Genomic DNA, 16,723 nt, shown 5'->3' on the forward strand with positions numbered 1-16,723 from the left:
ATAAACTGTTTTAGTTGTTCAGTAAAATTGAAGTTATGGCTGGGGCCAGCAGAGTCTGGTCCCCAGGAAGGTCGGCGAGGCTCTGAAGCGCTTAGCGGCCGGGCAGATAAGCCCGCACGATGCGCCAGGTGCTCCAGAAGCCGAGACCGCGCTTAACCATACGAGTAATAAAGCGGGGGTTACGCACGGACCAGATGGCCATCAGACCGCTGCCTACGGCCGCATAGCGGCGCAGGTTAACCAGCGTCATCCAGCCCCGATCGTAGCGCGCGGTGCGCTCCAGCCAGAGCTTTCTGCCTGCGCTCAGATCCAGCCGTTGCTGCTGAATCTGGCGCAACAGCTCGGCCTTATGCTCGTCACGCTCGCGGCTCATCAGTCATCCTCCAGCAGTTCACGGTCTGACTTCAGCTCCCGGCGCGTGGCGCTGAGCAGCGTGGAGCGCCGCGATTTTGCCCGCGTCCAGAGGCCGAAAATCAGCGCCAGCGCAAAAAGCATGCCGGTAGTAATGCCGATCGCCATCAGCCTGTATTGCGGATCGACGGCCCAGATAATCAGAACCATCAGACTCATCAGGCCAAAGGCAGTAAAGAGCATTGTCAGGCCAATCATAATCAGCATCTGGATCAGATTGGCTTTCTCTTCCTCAAGCTCAACCACCGCCAGCCGCACACGGGTTTCCACGATCCCGACCAGCGTGGTGACGATGCGCTGTCCGATGTCTATGACCCCTTTGCCGGGGCCGTGGCTTTGCGGAGAATTTGCCATAATTAGCGACGCGTCAGCAGGACACCCAGCACGACACCTACAGCGGCGCCGATACCTACGCTGGTCCAGGGATTGTCACGCACGTAAACGTCAGCGTGGTCTGCCACTTCGCGCGAGGTTTTGGCGATGCGATCGCCTGAATCACCCAGACGGGCACGGGTATCTTTCAGCGCGCTCTGCGCTTTGCTACGCAGCTTATCCAGTTCGCTCCTGGACTTGTCGCCGGTGTGGCTCAGGACTTCTTCCAGCGTATCCGCCAGCGTTTTCAGTTCGGCGCGCAGGTGCTCAGATGTGGTGTCTTTAGACATGACAAACTCCTTTATTGGTCAGTTGTGAGAGCCAGAGAGTCAGCGACCTAATAGGGTGCTGCCTGGACTTCCCTAAGTTCACGCCTGGCTTCGGCCAGTTTAGCTTCACGTTTGGCGATTTTTTGACTGTCATCACCCTCCGCTTTTTCCTTATCCAGCGCTTTCTGACGTTCCTCCACTTTCTGATGATGCTCTTTAATCTTTTCCTGGTGAAGAGATTTCAGCTTTTCGTCAGTACAACCCGCGCGTGCTTCAGTTAAAGCCCGTTCCAGTCCGTTCACGCGGCGTTGGTTGTCATTCTGGCGGGCCAGATCGATCTCATGCTGAATATCCTGCGCCTTTTGCATACAAAGGGAGTCAGCTGCATGGGTGATAGTGGTCAGCGTCAAAAGGCCGAGGCCAAGGATCGTGCGGTAAATCATAGTGGTCGCTACCTTCCATTGCCCGGGACGCTGGAACGTTCCGGTTTTTCCCATCACTGCGGTTGGAAATACACGCCCGTTAAGCATAGTCATAAAACCGGGAAAGCTCAAAAAGAGAGAAGATTCTTAGGGATAGCGGGAAGGGCGGGCGAACAGGCGGCTGCCCGTCAGCCCAGCGTCTTTCTGGCGGGGCTGATACGGCTAGTCCTCTCCGGGGAGGCCGTTTTATCCAGGCGGGCGATATCAAAACCATAGGGCAGCATGTCGCGGAGCACTTTTTCAGCGGCCTTACTCTGTTCGGCCGAGTCAAATTTTATGACCAGAGAATTATCATCCGGCGTGATGCTTTTGATGTGAATGCCTTTGGCGTTAAGGCGCTGGTAAACATAAAACCCGTCGGGCACGGAAATGCCCTGCTGTGAGGGGCGGATTTGCAGGGCGGTTTCGTTGCGAAACAGCGCGGGCAAAAAGGCCACCAGCAGCAGCGCCGCAGCGCCAGCCAACAGGGCAGCAAGCAACCGCAGAGAGGGGCGGCGTTGAGTGAGCATCAGGAGTGTCCTTTCCCATTGTCCGGGCTGCGTTTTTTGCGCCACAGCACGTATAGCGAACCAAAGAGGCCAAAGACCAGCAGCACCAGCGGCAGCAGCATCAGACAGAACATCAGCTGATCTTCATATTTGAGGAAGAGGGGGGTTTTGCCGAGGGCAAAGCCCATCACTGTCAGGATCAATACCCATAACAGTCCGCTCATCCAGTTAAAAAACTGGAAACGCGCATTACTCAGGCCCGACAGGCCCGCAATGGTCGGCAGCAGCGTGCGGACAAAGGCGATAAAGCGTCCTATTAACAGCGCGGACAGGCCGTGACGATGGAAAAGCTGATAGGCCCGCTGATGATACTGGGCGGGCAGATGGGAGAGCCATTTTTGTACCGTGGGCGTATTGCCCAGCCACCGGCCCTGAATATAACTCACCCAGCACCCCAGGCTTGCCGCCGTGGTCAGGATTAGCAGCGTCAGTGGGAAGGTCATCGTGCCTTTGGCAATCAGCACGCCGACCAGAATCAGCAGGCTGTCACCCGGCAAAAACGCGGCGGGAAGCAGGCCATTTTCCAGAAAAAGGATCATAAAGAGGACAAAATAAATCGCCCAAACCAGCGACGGATCGGCAAGGGATTCATAATCCTGTTGCCAGAGCGCATGTATCAGTTCTTTAAATATATCCATTGGGTATTCCTGAACATCATTGTTAACGTTGTTCTGGCAAAGGCCGTCACGAAATATTATTTATTATAGGTGCAGGCTGAGTCAGGACACGTACGGTCTTCTACCTTTGTCAGAAAAGCGGCGCGGCACCTTGATTCTGCCTCAAACCGTAAAAAATGACGGTTGACTGTAACAAACTACGGGCAACTGAGACAGGGGAAACTTGGCATTAACGATGTTTTACAGGGGCTGGCGGTAAGCGGAAAGTGGCTTTACACAGGCTGACATTAATCGCGTCATCTGCGTCTTACTCTGGCCTTTACGCGCATTAAGAACGCTCCTTTCCCGCAGTTGAAACCCGAAGCGGGGACTCAGCACCATTTTTATCTGTTAAGCCGTCAGCGGTTTCCTGCCAGCCTGTTAACGTCCTGATGATGAGTCGGTATGGTAAGTTTCTCTTCCGGAAAGTGACAAACGGGCGGGGGCTTACCTTGTGATCCGGTCTTCTGCTGCGGCGATTTATAAAAATGAGGCCAGACTTCGGGGAACAGGAACAGTTAGCTCCGGAGAGCGGAAAGCACCCGGCAATAGGGTGCGGTCAGGCTCGCTGGCCCGACCGCGCCACCGGCATCACACCGCTTTCTGCTCTTCCCGACGCTTTTCAGCCATACAGGCAGCGGCAGTAAACAGAATATCGGTGGAGGAGTTCAGGGCCGTTTCGGCAGAATCCTGCAGTACGCCGATAATAAAGCCAACGGCGACCACCTGCATGGCGATATCATCCGGGATGCCAAACATATTGCAGGCTACCGGGATCAGCAGCAGTGAACCGCCCGCCACGCCCGAAGCGCCACAGGCACAGACGGCCGCCACCAGGCTCAGCAGGATAGCGGAGCCAATATCGACCTGAATATTGAGCGTTGTAACCGCCGCCAGCGTCAGCACGGTGATGGTGATCGCCGCGCCAGCCATACTGATGGTCGCCCCGACGGGAATCGAAACGGAGTAGGTATCCTCATCCAGATTCAGCTTTTTCGCCAGCGCCATATTAACCGGGATATTGGCGGCGGAGCTGCGGGTGAAAAAGGCGGTAACGCCGCTTTCGCGCAGGCAGGTAAACACCAGCGGATAAGGATTGGCGCGGATCTTCCACCAGACCAGCAGTGGATTCACCACCAGCGCCATCAGCAGCATACAGCCCAGCAGCAGACAGAGCAGATGGGCATAATCCCACAGCGCCGAGAAACCGGTTGAGGCCAAAGTGGACGCCACCAGCCCAAAAATACCGAGCGGCGCGAAGCGAATCACGATGCGTACCAGTCCGGTGACCGCAGTGGAGGTGTCGTGCAGAAAAGTGCGCGTCGTGCTGCTTGCGTGGCGGAAGGCAATGCCGAGCCCGATAGCCCAGACCAGAATACCGATATAGTTCGCGTTCATCAGCGCATCAACCGGATTCGCCACCATGCTCTTAAGCAGGCCCTGCAATACGGCCAGAACGCCGGTAGGCGGCGTGATTTCTGTCGTGGCAGCGGTCAGCGCTAAGGTCTGAGGGAACAGGTTACTGAAGATAACCGCGACTACGGCGGCGCAGAAGGTGCCTAACAGATATAGCGTGATAATGGGGCGGATAGTGGTTTTCTGCCCCTGCTGGTGACTGGCAATTGAGGCCGTAACCAGCACCATGACCAGAATGGGCGCAACCGCCTTCAATGCGCTGACGAAGAGATCGCCCAGCAGCCCAACGGCCAGCGCGCTCTCTTTGGAGAACCATGCCAGCACAATGCCCGCCACCAGACCAATCATGATTTGGGTGACAAGGCTACCCTGCATCAGGCGATGCAGCAGACCCGAACGATTATTTTCCATACTCATAGTAGAAACCAGCTGTGATAGTGATAGGGATGCGCGTCAGCGTCGATCGCGCTGAACATAGCGGCATACTCATGTTTGCGCTGGGAAGTATAAGGAAATGTCCTGGCAGGGAAAGCGAAAAGTAGCGAAATTGAGCCCGGAGATGCATTAACTTTGCGTACTCCGGGCCTTACTCACAAAATGACCGCGTTTATTTGCCCGATAACCGGCGATCGTTGCGGCGGTTAACCCAGGTGTTAATCAGCAGCGTCAGGGCGAGGATACCTCCCACGGTGCCGAGGGAGATGGCCACAGGGATGTGATAGAAATCGACGATCAGCATTTTAATACCGATAAAGACCAGTACCACCGCCAGACCATATTTGAGCATGGAGAAACGCTCAGCGACATTAGCCAGCAGGAAGTACATGGCACGCAGGCCGAGGATGGCAAAAAGGTTAGAGGTCAGCACGATAAAGGGATCGGTTGTCACGGCGAAGATCGCCGGAATGCTGTCGACCGCGAAAATCACGTCGCTCAGTTCCACCATAATCAGCACCAGCAGCAGCGGTGTGGCGAACAGAATGCCGTTACGACGGACGAAGAATTTTTCCCCCTCCAGATTGTCGGTCATTCGCAGATGGCTGCGCAGCCAGCGCACGACCGGCTTGTCGCCGACGGCCTCTTCCCCTTCGCCACCGGGCATCCCCATCTTGATGCCGGTAAAGATCAGGAAGGCACCAAACACGTAAAGGATCCAGGCGAACTCAGAAACCAGCCAGCTGCCGGCGAAGATCATGATAGTACGCAGGACGATGGCACCCAGCACGCCGTAGATCAATACGCGACGTTGCAGCGCTGCGGGAACGGAGAAGTAGCTGAACAGCATCAGCCAGACGAAGACGTTATCGACAGCCAGCGCTTTTTCCAGCACGTAGCCGGTCAGAAAGGCGAGCGTCTGGGTATGGGCAATTTCGGGGCCGACGGTTCCTTTCAGATACCACCAGAAGGCCGCAGCAAAGAGAAGAGAGACGGAGACCCAGATCAGAGACCATACGGCAGCCTGCCGGAATGTCATACTTTGCGCGCCGCGACGACCCTGCAAAAAGAGATCGATCGCCAGCATAATCAGCACCACGACAGCGAAGCTGCCCCAGAGTAACGGTGTTCCTACACTATTCATGGCATTATCCTGTGCATAAAAAATGGCCAACGTTGGAAGACGTCAGCCACAGTGTTGATGCTGTCAGCAAACCTCGCCTCCCGGCAAGGTCTCACTTACAACGCAGGATGCGATCCTGGCTGCCCGGTAACCGGGTACTTAGGTACCGTATTGACGATTAGCCGGCAATGAAGTTACTCCCCTTTGCTGCGAATGAAGATAGGTGCCAGAGCACCCCAGGTCAATCTCAGGCGGTAATATTTAGAAATGTTTACATAACCACATTATCCGCAGGGAAGATAACGTTGGTCTGACGGCGTATTTCGGTCAGCAACTTCGCCGTACTGCGCGATCGGGCCAGACCAGCGTGATCCACCTGATTACCCTCTATCAGTTTGGCAAAGGTTTCCGCTTCGTAGAGCATGGTATTGATGTGCTGAGGCTGACTGAGATCCTGCGGCTTACCGCTGCGCGGTACGAAGGTGATGCGCTGACACTCGGCTATCTGCTCAATGAGCAGCGATCCATCCTCACCCTGAATCTCACTGGTGTTAACGGACTGGCTGACTTTGGAATGCAGCAGCGTAACGTCAAAATCGCCGTAGTCCATCACCACGGTGCCATGCGCATCCACGCCGCTTTCCAGCAGAGAGGCGTTGGCGATCGTGCTGGCAGGTTCGCCCCAAAGCGCGATCGCCGAGGCCAGACAGTAAAAGCCGATATCCATGATGGAGCCGTTGGACCAGGCCGGATTGAACGTATTCGGGTTCTCACCATCCAGGTAGCGCTGATAGCGGGATGAATACTGGCAGTAGGTCAGCTGCGCCTTACGCAGCTTGCCGATTTTCGGCAGCGACTGCTGAAGAACCTGGAAATTAGGCAGGCTGGCGGTTTTGAACGCTTCAAAGAGCACAACCTGGTTTTTACGGGCGCAGGCGATCATCGCTTCGGCTTCGCGCAGGTTGGATGCCAGCGGCTTCTCACAGATCACATGTTTCCCGTGCTGCATAAACAGCAGCGCTTGCTGGCAGTGCAGCGCATTCGGGCTGGCGATATAGACCGCGTCGATGTCACCGGACTGGGCCATCTGCTCCAGGGAGGTAAAAAGATGCGCCACGTGATAATCGTTGCTGAAGGCCTGAGCCTGTTCAAGCGCCCGGGAATAAACGGCGGTAAGTTTCATTTTACCGGTTTCATGAGCGGCATCGACGAACTGCCGCGTAATCCAGTTGGTGCCTACTATTGCGAAGCGAATCATGGCTTGTTGCGATCTCCACTTATTAAATTATCTGTGGAACCGATCGGTCAGCGTCCCACCCTGTTCTCGATCAGAGTAGCATGCGGGGCTGGCGGCGGGCTGTGAAAAAATCGTTGTTTTAATAACAAAAACCGGTAATGGCAACGCCGGGGAAAGCGGATGAATATTTGATTTTTTACGCCGCCTCTTGGAGGATAGGGGCAGAGAACACCTTCCGGGATAAATGCACAACAATGACTACGGGCAGCCGACATGCACTGAACTGGACCAGCATACTTGTTGCGATTCCGGTGGGATTTGCCGCCTCGCTGGTGACGTTGCTTTTCCGGATGACCATCGAGCTAATCAACTCTCTGCTGTTCGGCACCGAAAAGGACATTACTCAGGCGATTAACGTCTATCCCTGGTATTTCTGGCCGCTGATCGTCGGGACTGGCGGCGTGATAGCCGGGTTCTTTCTGCGTTATGCCACGGCGATTGAGCAAAAAGAGACGGTGCGGACAGACTATCTGGAGGTGATTAACGCCAGGCTGGATGCGGTTCCGACCAAAACCTCGCTGTTCCGGGCGATCTCCTCTATCGCCAGTATCAGCAGCGGGGCGTCAATCGGGAAGGAGGGGCCGATGGTGCAGCTTTCCGCGCTCTGCGGCAGCCTGATGGGGCGGTTCTGCTTTCAGCGTTTCAACCTGAAAAACAGCGATCTGGTGGCGATGGCGGCGGCGGCGGGCCTCTCGTCCGTCTATCATGCACCGCTCGCCTCCGCCATTTTTGTGGCGGAAATCGCGTTTGGCATCTCTGCGCTTCAGCGCGTGATCCCGCTGATTATCTCCTCCGGCGTGGCGGTGCTGACCATGTGGACGCTGGGACACCGTTCCGCCATCTATACCCTGACCAGCGCGCAGTTTGAGCTGACGCCCGTTAACATGCTGCTGACCGTTGCGCTGGGGCTGCTGGCCGGGCTGGTGGGCGGGGCATTTATCTGGCTGATCAATCAGTGCAAAACCCGTTTTGGTAGGGTAAAAAGTCTGCCGCTGCGTTTAGGGCTGGGCGGGCTGCTTGTCGGTATTCTGGCGATGGGCAGCAGCAATATACTTGGCAACGGTTACGAAGTGATTGTGGCGATCATGGCCGGCGGCCTGATGCTGAAAGGGCTGTTGCTTTTGCTGGTGCTGAAGATGGTCGCCACCGCCGTGTCGGTTGGATCGAATGCCGTTGGCGGTCTCTTTACGCCCTCGCTGCTGATTGGCGCCATTCTCGGCGTGCTGCTGGCCTCGCTGGCGACGTTTGCGGGCCTGCCGGTCAGCCACGCGGTCATTTTTGCCGCCATCGGCATGGGGGCCGTGCTGGCGTCGGTCAGCCAGGCACCGCTGATGGCGATGCTGATGGTACTGGAAATGACGCTCAACAGCAGTCTGCTTTTTCCGACGATGATCGCCTGCGTGCTGGCCACCATGACCGCTTACCGGTTGCAGCTCGCCAGCACCTATCCGCTGATTAAAAACCACTTCAGCCGCTCAGATGCAAAGTTCGAGTTTGATAATGGCATCATTTCGCAGTTCATTGTCTCAGGCGCGGCGCTAAGGCCTGACGATTCCGTGGGCAAAGCGCTGGCGGTCAGCTCGCTGAAACGGGAGCGCTTTGTCTATGTGGTCGATGATGAAGGGCAGTTTCTTGGCGCGACGTCCATCCATGACATTTCCCGTAAGGTGCTGGATAAAGAAATCACGCTGAATTCCCCGGTCAGCTGCGTGATGGACGCCGATTTTCCGACCATTTTTGAAAACCAGACCATTACGGAAGGGTGGGAAGCCTTTGCGAGAGTGACGCTGGAGCGGTTACCGGTGCTGAACAATCCGCAGGAAAGAAAATATCTTGGCGCGCTGACCAAAACCAGCCTTATCCAGAAGGCGAAGGCGTTTCTCTGACGGCGGGCGCTGCTTACCGCGTTTTGTCGCAGGAGGGATTTCACACCCAGGGCCGCTCTGGCCCGCATTGTCCATAAGCTTATGCGTCAGACGTGAGATATGAGATAGAAGGCGGTTCACTGCTGGCGTCTCCGGCCGCGTATTCAGGGACGTTCTTTATTCAGCTCTTTCCAGTTAAGCCAGAGCCGCATATCAAACTCCAGCTGATGGTAATCGGGATCCATGTGGCAGCATAACTGGTAGAACGCTTTGTTATGCTCTTTCTCTTTCAGATGCGCGAGTTCATGGACCACGATCATCCGTAAAAAATCTTCCGGGCCGTCGCGGAACAGAGTGGCGATGCGGATTTCATTATTGGATTTCAGCTTGCCGCCCTGCACGCGGGAGACAAAAGTATTGGTGCCCAGCGTGCCCTTAATCGGGTTCTGTTTGTTGTCGTACATTACCTTAGAGAGCGCGGAGGCATTCCTCACATAGCGCTGTTTGAGATCGGAAACGTACTGATACAACGCCTTATCGTTCTGCACGCTATGACCGCCCGGATACTTTTTATCCAGCCAGAGGCCCAGCTTGCTCTGGTCAAACAGCGTCTGCACCTGAGTGATAATGTTGGAGGGATAACCGTTCAGATAGCGTAACTGAGTCATAATGCCGGAAAAGTAATAAATTTCCCCGATTATAGCCTTTTAAGGCGGCAGTTGAACATCGCTCCGGCGATCGCCGGGGCGGCACGTCCTCACCGAAGAGAGCGTTGAGCGCCACTTTTAACGCTGACCGCGCCGCCGGCGGAAGAAAAACGTTTACTGTCGGCCCGTTTTAGGGGATAAAACGCGGGAATTTTACCACGCCGGAGATCCCATGAGCCAACTCGAACTGAGCCACCGCACGCTGACGCTGCACCGTTTTCCCCAGATGCGCGAAGAGAGTCCGTTGCAGGCATGGGATGCAGCCGATGAGTATCTGCTCAGCCACATTGCCGAAACTCCCGCGAACGGGCCAACCCTGATCTTCAATGACACCTTTGGCGCGCTGGCCTGCGCGCTCTTCGGCGAAGAGTTATACAGCATCAGCGACTCATTTATCGCTCATCAGGCAACACGACAGAACCTGTCGATGAACGGCATGGATGAAGGTGACGTAACGCTGCTGGACAGCCTTGCGCCACTGCCCGACTCCCCTGCGCGCGTGGTGATTAAAATCCCTAAAACGCTGGCGCTGCTTGAGCAGCAGCTGCGCGCGCTGCGCAGCGTGGTCACGCCACAGACGCAGGTTATCGCGGCGGGTAAGGCGAAGGATATCCACACCTCGACGTTACAGCTATTTGAGCGCGTATTAGGCACCACCAAAACGTCACTCGCGGTCAAAAAAGCGCGGCTGATCTACTGCACGCCGACGCTGCCAGCGCTTGCGGACTCGCCGGTTATCAACAGCTGGCCGCTTGACGGCACTTCATACCAGATTCACAACCATGCCAACGTTTTCGCCCGCAGCGGCCTTGATGTTGGTGCGCGCTTCTTCCTGGAGCATCTGCCGGATGGGCTTGAAGGGGAGATTGTCGATCTGGGCTGTGGAAACGGCGTGATTGGCCTGATGGCGCTGGAGAAAAACCCCGCTGCCGAGGTGCACTTCCTCGATGAATCCTGGATGGCAGTGGCTTCCAGCGAGATGAACGTGGAGCTGAACCGTCCTGAGGATCTGGCCCGCAGCCACTTTGGCGTGAATAACGCGATGGCCGGTTTCCCTTCCGATCGCTTACATGCGGTACTCTGTAATCCGCCGTTCCACCAGCAAAGCGCGCTGACCGATCATATCGCCTGGCAGATGTTCCGCGATGCGCGGCGCTGCCTGCAATACGGTGGCGAGCTGCGCATCGTGGGCAACCGCCACTTAGATTATTACCGCAAGATGAAAAAACTGTTCGGTAACTGCACCACAGTTGCCTCAAATCAGAAGTTCGTTATCCTGCGCTCGGTAAAACTCCGCTAGGCGGGGTCCCGCTCTACCGCCGCTTTATCCAGGAGAATCGCTGCTGATAGCCGTGGCTGAAATGGGTATTGCGGCGATAGCTCGCCTGCGCTTCCGCCATGCAGTAGGTACAGATCCGGCTCAGCTCGATCTGCGCCTCGGGGACGCCTTCGCGCATTGCCATCCGCTTCACCAGCAGCGGTAAGTCGAACCAGACGCCCTGCGTGGTGCCACAGGCCTGCGCGCGTATGGCATGGGGATTGGCTGGCTGCTGTTCAGTAAAATGCATCATGCCGGCCAGGCTGAGCGGATCCTCCTGCTCTGTCCGATCTATCAATGTTTTCCCCAGTTCGTAACAGCACGGCCCGATAGAAGGGCCGATGGCGATCGTCAGGCTCTCCGGCGATGCCCCGCGCTCGCACAGGCGATGAATGGCATTGATCACCACGCCTTTCAGTGCGCCGCTGAGTCCGGCATGCACAGCCGCAACCTGCTTCATCTGCGTATCTGCAATCAGCACGGGAAGGCAATCTGCGGTATAGACCGCCACCGGCCGGGTATCCGTGGCGATCAGGCCATCCGCGTCGCGGCTTTTCACCGGCAGCGCCTCATCCGCCAGCACGACGGTGGCGCTGTGGCGCTGACGGTTATAAATCGCGTCTTCAGGCGGGCGCTCGCCCGCAGGCAGAAAAGCATGTTCCAGCCAGTCAAGACCCGACAATAGCGGAGAGTGGTAGTGCAGAGGCATCAGACAGTCCTTTTCGGCAAACGTCATGCTGACAATGTCTGCACATTATGGCCGTGATGCAACCCCTGGCTGCTAAATATTGAGCGCCAGCCGGGTTCCCTGTGCGATAGCGCGACGGGCATCCAGCTCCAGCGCCACATCCGCACCGCCGATGATATGGACGCGCTTGCCTGAGGCCATCAGCGGTTCCGCCAGCGCCCGGTTTGGCTCCTGCCCGGCGCAAACCACCACATTATCGACGTTCAGCTGCGCTTCAACGCCGTCGCGGCGGATTAACAGTCCCTGGTCATCAATCCTCAGATACTCCACGCCGCCCCACATTGTCACCCCATGCATTTGCAGGCTTGCGCGGTGGATCCAGCCCGTCGTTTTACCGAGCCCCGCGCCGGGTTTACCCGCTTTGCGCTGTAGCAACCAGATCTGACGTTCAGAATGAGGAAGCTGAGGATCGGTCAGGCCGCCAGGGTGCTGAAGCGTCTGGTCAATTCCCCACTGGCGGCAAAAGGCTTCAACATCCAGGCTGGTGGAGGGACCGTGCTGACAGAGATATTCGGCGGTATCGAAGCCGATGCCCCCGGCACCGATAATTGCGACGCGTTTGCCAACCGGCTTTTTATCGCGCAGCACCTCCAGATAGCTGAGAACCGACGGGTGATCGATACCGGGGATTGCCGGAATACGCGGTGAGACGCCGCTGGCCAGGATAATCTCATCAAACTGTTGCAGAGCTGGCACGGTGGCCCACTCCCCCAGGCGTAGCGCGACGTTGTGCAGTTCCAGCTGACGGCGAAAATAGCGCAGCGTCTCGCTGAACTCTTCCTTGCCGGGGATCTGCCGGGCGATGTTGAACTGACCGCCGATCTCCGCCGCGCTGTCGAACAGCGTCACCTTATGCCCACGCATGGCCGCGTTGACGGCAAACGCCACGCCCGCCGGGCCTGCGCCAATCACGGCAAGCTGTTTTATCTGGCCGGTTTTGATTACTGGCATCTCGGTTTCATGGCAGGCGCGTGGATTCACCAGGCAGGAGGTAATCTTCCCGGCAAAAATTTGATCGAGGCAGGCCTGATTGCAGCCAATACAGGTATTGATCTCATCACTGCGACCCTGCTGCGCTTTACTGACAAACTCTGCGTCGGCAAGGAAAGAACGCGCCATTGACACCATATCCGCGCAGCCCTCATCCAGCAGCGCCTGGGCGATGTCGGGATGATTAATACGGTTAGTTGTAATCAGCGGCAGGCTGATGTGCTGCCGGAGCTGTCGGGTGACCCAGCCAAAGGCGCCACGGGGCACCGGAGTGGCGATCGTGGGCACCCGCGCTTCGTGCCAGCCAATCCCGGTATTTATCAGCGTGGCCCCAGCCTGCTCAATAGTCTGCGCCAGCCGGATAGTTTGTGGAAGCGTATTGCCTTCGCTGACCAGATCCAGCATGGATAGCCGGTAAATAACGATAAAATCTTCACCGACCGCTTCACGTACCGCGCTGACGATCTCCACGGCAAAACGCATCCGCCGCGCCTCGTCACCTCCCCATTCATCGTTTCGCTGGTTGGTGCGGGCGGCCAGGAACTGGTTAATCAGGTAGCCTTCTGAACCCATTATCTCAACGCCGTCATAGCCCGCCTGCCTGGCCAGCGTGGCGCAGCGCGCAAAATCAGCGATCAGCGCCAGAATAGCCTCGTGACTCAGGGCGTGGGGCCGGAACGGATTAATCGGGGCCTGTAAAGGCGAGGGCGCCACCAGGGCTGGCTGATAGCTGTAGCGGCCCGCATGCAGGATCTGCAGGGCGATTTTACCGCCGGCGTGATGTACGGCGTCGGTGATCTCACGGTGATGCGCCAGCTGACCGGGATGATTCAGCACTGAGGCACCCGCCATCACCACGCCTTCTGGTGTGGGGGAAATGCCGCCGGTCACGATCAGCGCCACGCCAGCCGCCGCACGTTCCGCATAGAAGGCGGCCAGCCGCCGCGGCCCGTCGGGATGCTCCTCCAGTCCGGTATGCATGGAGCCCATCAGAAAGCGATTTTTTAACTGGGTAAAGCCCAGATCCAGCGGAGAGAAAAGGGAAGCGCGCATAGGATCCTGCGGTGAAGTGGTCGGATGAGTTCCACTTTAGCGGCGAACGCGGCATTCTCAAGCGCTCATCGCCGGGAGTGTGATGCGCCCCCGCTTTTCGGCGGCATGGGTTCACCGTTGAGCGGTTTGGTCAGAATAATGGCAATTAAGCGACCGGAGGCAGCAGAAAAGAGGGCGGGTTTATCATTTATAAATTCATGCCGGGTTGTAAAGTTTCTTAAATAGTGAAATTTCACCCTGACATTAATTGATAAATAAAGTGATCATTCGCGAGGATGATATTGCCTGCATTCGCTTAATTACTCTTCTTATAAACCATTTTTAAAATGAGGACTTATGAGAGCGGGGTATTAAAAGGAGACAGATGTCTTTATTATTCGGGCAGGGTTTTGTAATTAAATAAAGTATCCAGCGAAAAGTAATAACGCACGTTATGTTTTTAAGTTTTTGAATAATATGATTAAATTAAATAATCATAAACCATATGAAATTATTATGAATAAAGTCGTGTACTGGCAAAATCAGGGTTTAAGGGAAAGCAGGTTTAAGTAAAATTACAATTCATTATTTTCAGGGTCAGCCAGGATTACTCTTAATAATGTTGCTGGTACTAAAATGTCAGAACTTATTCCAGCACTTATGTACATACTCATTACAGAGGCTTTCCCTCTGTATATCCCTTTTATTCCGTCTGGCGCCCAGGTTTATTCCTGTTGTCCTGAGAGAGAGGCTTTATTTTGACGACCCTAAAACCCCTGTTAGCGAAAAACCGCAGTTGGGCCTTGCAGCGCCGCCAACGCAATCCTCATTACTTTCAGCAGAACGTACATTCGCAAAAGCCGCACTCGCTCTGGATCGGCTGTTCGGACAGCCGTGTTCCCGCTGAAGTCCTGACCGGCGCCCATCCGGGCGAGCTGTTTGTGCACCGCAATATCGCCAATATGGTGGTAAACGGCGATGATAACTTTATGAGCGTCCTTCAGTACGCGATTGAATACCTTAATGTTTCACGCATTGTCCTTTGTGGGCACTATGGCTGTGGCGGCGTACAGGCGGCCGTTTCGCTGCCTGATATCCCTCTCTCTGATGAAAACTCACCGCTTGCACGTCGCATCACCCAGCTTCGTGAGGCGCTGGCCCCGGGCCTGGCTGAAACTCGTGACACGACGGATGAAAGCGAGCGGCTTAATCTGCTGGTGGAAGCTAACGTGCTGGCGCAGTTTGGCCAGCTGATACGCACGGAACCAGTGCTCAATGCCTGGCGTGCAGGCGGGGAGCTTGACGTTTTTGGCTGTGTATACGATCTGCATTCGGGGCATCTCAAAGAGCTGATTCAGCAAAACGCAGAGGGACAGTTACCATGAACTTACGTACGCTTCGTCAGGATATTCCCGCCGGCCTTGTCGTCTTTCTTGTCGCCCTGCCGCTCTGTCTGGGCATTGCTCAGGCCAGCGGCCTTCCGCCCTTCGTCGGGCTGCTGACCGGGGTGATTGGCGGGCTGGTCGTCACTACCTTCAGCCCGTCAAAATTCGCCGTCAGCGGACCGGCAGCCGGTCTGGTCACCATAGTGACCGGCGCCATTGAAACGCTTGGCTCTTTCTCCGCGCTGCTGTTTGCGCTGATGGTAGCCGGCGTACTGCAATTCCTGTTAGGGGTCGCGCGTGCCGGACGTTTTATCACCCTGGTCCCGGGAACGGTGATTAAAGGGATGCTGGCGGCCATTGGTATTCTGCTGATCATGCAGCAAATTCCCGTCGCGCTGGGCGTCGCTGAAGAGAGCGATTTAGCCACAATGGTAACGGGGGGCGCCTTCAGCGTCTCACTGCCCGCTATCGCGGTTTCCGCTATTGGCCTGTTTATCCTGTGGTTCTGGTCAACATCGACGGTAAAAAAGATCAAGGCGCTAAGCTGGATACCGGGTCCGCTGATGGCCGTCCTGTTTGGCTGCATGGTAACCCTGATCGGCGGAAGTTTCTTTCCGGGCCTGGTCAGCAACCTGACGCGAATCTCCCTGCCTGAATTCAACAGCATCCAGGCGCTGATCGGCGAGGTTGAACGGCCAGACTGGTCGGTGTGGCAGAATCCGGCGGTCTATATCGTCGCGGTAACGCTGGCTATTGTCGCCAGTCTGGAAACCTTACTGAGTCAGGAAGCGCTGAAGAAACTGCGGCCCCAGAATCCGGCACCTTCTCCGGATAAAGAGATGCGCGCACAGGGGATCGGTAACCTGATGAGCGGCTTCCTCGGCGGCCTGCCGATCACTGCCGTCATCGTGCGCAGCTCCGTTAACGTCAGCGCGGGCGCGCAGAGTAAAATCTCCATTCTTATCCATGGTGTGCTGTTACTGGTGTGCGGCATTTTCTTCAGTCAGATACTGAACGCCATTCCGCTGGCGAGCCTGGCGGCGGTCCTGCTCTACACCGGTTATAAGCTGGCCACGCCGCGACTCTTTGTTGAACACTTCCGAAAGGGCGCACAGCAGTATGTGCCCTTTCTGGCAACCATCGGCGGCATTCTGGTGTTCGGCATGCTGGCAGGGATTGGGATTGGTCTGGCGACGCAAATCCTCTTCAGCATCTATAAAAGTCACCGCAATGCGCTGGTATTGACCCGCTATGACGATCATTTTGTCCTGCGTTTTCAGCAGAACCTGACGTTTATGCATAACCCTCGTCTGAAAGGGTTGCTGGAGGAGATCCCGGAGAACAGCGTGGTGATTGTTGACCATGATAATGCAGAGTATATCGATCCCGATGTCAAAGCGGTGCTTCAGGATTTTGGCGAAGGTGCCCGCAAGCGCGGCATCGTTCTGAATCAGTGGCCGGTTAAGCTGACGCCGGCGTAAGCCGGTTTTCCCTTCCCGGTAAGGAGGCGGTATATCCAGGGATACTGGATATCCTCTTTGCCGGGAGGGGAGAGTCGCTATCTGATTAAGGCCGGGCTGATGTTGCCAACAGCCCGTATATCTCCCGTCTTTTTGATATCGGTCGCTATGTTGTGTGAGCGGTGCACCAGACGGTGAAATCATCGCTG

The 16,723-nt window shown here is 56.1% G+C and carries 16 protein-coding genes; 4 read left to right on the top strand and 12 right to left on the bottom strand.

Annotation, left to right across the window (positions count from 1 at the left end):
* Positions 1-91: 91 nt before the first annotated feature.
* The 9 genes from AAH446_RS06670 to AAH446_RS06710 form a co-directional block, all read right to left on the bottom strand.
* Positions 92-373 carry a YqjK-like family protein gene (locus tag AAH446_RS06670; RefSeq protein WP_342905941.1) on the bottom strand — a complete coding sequence of 94 codons (282 nt, stop codon included), beginning with the start codon at positions 371-373 and terminating at the stop codon, positions 92-94.
* On the bottom strand, positions 373-765 hold the full coding sequence (locus AAH446_RS06675; protein ID WP_342905942.1) for a phage holin family protein: 393 nt from the start codon (positions 763-765) through the stop codon (positions 373-375). The genes AAH446_RS06670 and AAH446_RS06675 overlap by 1 nt, the downstream gene beginning before the upstream one ends.
* 2 nt (positions 766-767) lie before the next feature.
* Entirely contained in the window at positions 768-1,073 is a 306-nt protein-coding gene (locus AAH446_RS06680) for an ElaB/YgaM/YqjD family protein (protein ID WP_342905943.1), read from the bottom strand.
* Positions 1,074-1,120: 47 nt separating this feature from the next.
* The gene (locus AAH446_RS06685; protein ID WP_342906363.1) at positions 1,121-1,495 is read right to left on the bottom strand and encodes a DUF1090 domain-containing protein; all 375 of its coding nucleotides are present in this window, start codon (positions 1,493-1,495) and stop codon (positions 1,121-1,123) included.
* Between the two features lie 167 nt (positions 1,496-1,662).
* The gene (gene mzrA, locus AAH446_RS06690; protein ID WP_342905944.1) at positions 1,663-2,043 is read right to left on the bottom strand and encodes an EnvZ/OmpR regulon moderator MzrA; all 381 of its coding nucleotides are present in this window, start codon (positions 2,041-2,043) and stop codon (positions 1,663-1,665) included.
* Positions 2,043-2,720, bottom strand: coding sequence for a DedA family protein (locus AAH446_RS06695; protein WP_342905945.1), 678 nt, complete (start codon positions 2,718-2,720; stop codon positions 2,043-2,045). Before AAH446_RS06695 ends, mzrA begins: the two co-directional genes overlap by 1 nt.
* 609 nt (positions 2,721-3,329) lie before the next feature.
* Positions 3,330-4,571, bottom strand: coding sequence for a serine/threonine transporter SstT (gene sstT / locus AAH446_RS06700; protein ID WP_342905946.1), 1,242 nt, complete (start codon positions 4,569-4,571; stop codon positions 3,330-3,332).
* A gap of 190 nt (positions 4,572-4,761) precedes the next feature.
* Complete coding sequence (locus tag AAH446_RS06705) at positions 4,762-5,733, bottom strand: TerC family protein (protein ID WP_342905947.1); 972 nt, start codon at positions 5,731-5,733, stop codon at positions 4,762-4,764.
* Positions 5,734-5,983: 250 nt separating this feature from the next.
* On the bottom strand, positions 5,984-6,970 hold the full coding sequence (locus AAH446_RS06710; RefSeq protein ID WP_342905948.1) for a Gfo/Idh/MocA family protein: 987 nt from the start codon (positions 6,968-6,970) through the stop codon (positions 5,984-5,986).
* Between the two features lie 233 nt (positions 6,971-7,203).
* On the opposite strand from AAH446_RS06710, the gene AAH446_RS06715 reads away from it, so the two are divergent.
* Positions 7,204-8,895: a chloride channel protein gene (locus tag AAH446_RS06715; protein WP_342905949.1), complete on the top strand. Its 1,692-nt coding sequence runs from the start codon at positions 7,204-7,206 to the stop codon at positions 8,893-8,895.
* A gap of 143 nt (positions 8,896-9,038) precedes the next feature.
* Here AAH446_RS06715 and AAH446_RS06720 read toward each other — a convergent pair whose 3' ends face one another.
* Positions 9,039-9,542 (bottom strand): M48 metallopeptidase family protein, encoded by a 504-nt coding sequence (locus AAH446_RS06720; protein WP_342905950.1) that lies wholly within the window; start codon positions 9,540-9,542, stop codon positions 9,039-9,041.
* A gap of 211 nt (positions 9,543-9,753) precedes the next feature.
* Here AAH446_RS06720 and rlmG point away from each other — a divergent pair, with 211 nt between their 5' ends.
* A complete protein-coding gene (rlmG, locus tag AAH446_RS06725; protein WP_342905951.1) occupies positions 9,754-10,881 on the top strand; it encodes a 23S rRNA (guanine(1835)-N(2))-methyltransferase RlmG in 1,128 nt (375 codons plus the stop codon).
* A 13-nt stretch (positions 10,882-10,894) separates the two neighbouring features.
* Here the strand turns inward: rlmG and AAH446_RS06730 are convergent, their stop codons facing one another.
* Both AAH446_RS06730 and AAH446_RS06735 read right to left on the bottom strand, forming a co-directional pair.
* Entirely contained in the window at positions 10,895-11,608 is a 714-nt protein-coding gene (locus AAH446_RS06730) for a purine nucleoside phosphorylase YfiH/LACC1 family protein (RefSeq protein WP_342905952.1), read from the bottom strand.
* A gap of 72 nt (positions 11,609-11,680) precedes the next feature.
* A complete protein-coding gene (locus AAH446_RS06735; RefSeq protein ID WP_342905953.1) occupies positions 11,681-13,690 on the bottom strand; it encodes an NADPH-dependent 2,4-dienoyl-CoA reductase in 2,010 nt (669 codons plus the stop codon).
* 737 nt (positions 13,691-14,427) lie between these two features.
* Here AAH446_RS06735 and AAH446_RS06740 point away from each other — a divergent pair.
* Together AAH446_RS06740 and AAH446_RS06745 are read left to right on the top strand one after the other, a co-directional pair.
* The gene (locus AAH446_RS06740) at positions 14,428-15,054 is read left to right on the top strand and encodes a carbonic anhydrase (RefSeq protein ID WP_342905954.1); all 627 of its coding nucleotides are present in this window, start codon (positions 14,428-14,430) and stop codon (positions 15,052-15,054) included.
* Positions 15,051-16,535 carry a SulP family inorganic anion transporter gene (locus AAH446_RS06745; RefSeq protein WP_342905955.1) on the top strand — a complete coding sequence of 495 codons (1,485 nt, stop codon included), beginning with the start codon at positions 15,051-15,053 and terminating at the stop codon, positions 16,533-16,535. Before AAH446_RS06740 ends, AAH446_RS06745 begins: the two co-directional genes overlap by 4 nt.
* Positions 16,536-16,723 lie beyond the last annotated feature (188 nt).

Origin of the sequence: Erwinia psychrophila, assembly GCF_039023475.1 — a bacterium.
GTDB lineage: Bacteria > Pseudomonadota > Gammaproteobacteria > Enterobacterales > Enterobacteriaceae > Erwinia.

Coding starts and splice junctions, on each gene's coding strand:
- AAH446_RS06720 (WP_342905950.1), bottom strand. CDS start 9,542: ATGACTCAGTTACGCTATCTGAACGGTTATCCCTCCAACATTATCACT.
- AAH446_RS06675 (WP_342905942.1), bottom strand. CDS start 765: ATGGCAAATTCTCCGCAAAGCCACGGCCCCGGCAAAGGGGTCATAGAC.
- AAH446_RS06685 (WP_342906363.1), bottom strand. CDS start 1,495: ATGATTTACCGCACGATCCTTGGCCTCGGCCTTTTGACGCTGACCACT.
- sstT (WP_342905946.1), bottom strand. CDS start 4,571: ATGAGTATGGAAAATAATCGTTCGGGTCTGCTGCATCGCCTGATGCAG.
- AAH446_RS06730 (WP_342905952.1), bottom strand. CDS start 11,608: ATGCCTCTGCACTACCACTCTCCGCTATTGTCGGGTCTTGACTGGCTG.
- AAH446_RS06715 (WP_342905949.1), top strand. CDS start 7,204: ATGACTACGGGCAGCCGACATGCACTGAACTGGACCAGCATACTTGTT.
- AAH446_RS06680 (WP_342905943.1), bottom strand. CDS start 1,073: ATGTCTAAAGACACCACATCTGAGCACCTGCGCGCCGAACTGAAAACG.
- AAH446_RS06670 (WP_342905941.1), bottom strand. CDS start 373: ATGAGCCGCGAGCGTGACGAGCATAAGGCCGAGCTGTTGCGCCAGATT.
- AAH446_RS06705 (WP_342905947.1), bottom strand. CDS start 5,733: ATGAATAGTGTAGGAACACCGTTACTCTGGGGCAGCTTCGCTGTCGTG.
- AAH446_RS06735 (WP_342905953.1), bottom strand. CDS start 13,690: ATGCGCGCTTCCCTTTTCTCTCCGCTGGATCTGGGCTTTACCCAGTTA.
- AAH446_RS06745 (WP_342905955.1), top strand. CDS start 15,051: ATGAACTTACGTACGCTTCGTCAGGATATTCCCGCCGGCCTTGTCGTC.
- AAH446_RS06695 (WP_342905945.1), bottom strand. CDS start 2,720: ATGGATATATTTAAAGAACTGATACATGCGCTCTGGCAACAGGATTAT.
- AAH446_RS06710 (WP_342905948.1), bottom strand. CDS start 6,970: ATGATTCGCTTCGCAATAGTAGGCACCAACTGGATTACGCGGCAGTTC.
- mzrA (WP_342905944.1), bottom strand. CDS start 2,043: ATGCTCACTCAACGCCGCCCCTCTCTGCGGTTGCTTGCTGCCCTGTTG.
- rlmG (WP_342905951.1), top strand. CDS start 9,754: ATGAGCCAACTCGAACTGAGCCACCGCACGCTGACGCTGCACCGTTTT.